The sequence below is a fragment of the Bartonella sp. MU70NMGDW genome (assembly GCF_042194085.1).
GTDB lineage: Bacteria > Pseudomonadota > Alphaproteobacteria > Rhizobiales > Rhizobiaceae > Bartonella > Bartonella grahamii.
The window spans coordinates 1-884 of sequence record NZ_JBHIMK010000479.1; the positions used below are offsets into that span (position 1 = coordinate 1).

Consider the following 884-nt stretch of genomic DNA (forward strand, 5'->3'; position numbering starts at 1 on the left):
GAGCGCTTACAAAAAATTGATTTTACAGATCCTTACTACAATACTGTACTCGCTGTTATCGTTACCAAAAATTCGGGGATTAAAGAAATCTCAACACAAAACTTTATAGGTAAAAATCTTGGAGTACAATCGAATACAACACAAGCTGCATATGCGGAAGATTATTATGCCTCTGAAGGAGTGAATATCAAACTTTATCCTACAGCAATAGAAGCTAATCGTGATCTTTTAAGCCATCGGCTTGATATCATTATCTTTGATAAATTAAAAGCATTAAATTGGCTTGAAAATGAAGGAAAAGATTGCTGTATCCTCCTAGGAACTCTAGAAGAAACAAAATTTCCTGTTGCAATTGCACTCCGTCAAAATAATAACGATCTTAAAAACAGTTTTAATAAAGCAATAGAAGAAATCCGTGCTGATGGAACCTATGAAAAAATTATGAAAAAATATTTTACTTTCAATATTGATTAGATATCACTATGAGTTAAAATTCAGTCTTTATATTTAAGGAATATTTTAAACTCTTTATTGGGCATGCAAATGTAATTGGGAATTCGGCATTTTTATAAGAAAATTTACATTTATCAAAATAATTTTAATTGTTGCTCGATATCTAAACGTTTTATAGAATATAATGACAACAATGAGATTGTATTTTTATGGTATCAAAATCTAATTTTTTCTTTATGTTCAAATTGAATAGCTTTATTTTCAAGAAAAATCCTCAGTTTTTACTCATGAAATGATTCAAATCAATCATTTCATGAAAATTAAGCTATCATACAAGCAATAAGATATTTATTCTTTTTTATCAATAAAAAAGATAATTTTTTTGATAATAATGTCCAACATAATGATCTAAAATAAACATCAATAAATTT

At 26.9% G+C, this 884-nt stretch carries 1 protein-coding gene; it reads left to right on the forward strand.

The features are described from left to right. A partial coding sequence (locus tag ACFIKE_RS11715) for a transporter substrate-binding domain-containing protein (protein WP_375650119.1) occupies positions 1–474 on the forward strand: 474 nt, incomplete at its 5' end. Positions 475–884: the final 410 nt, after the last annotated feature.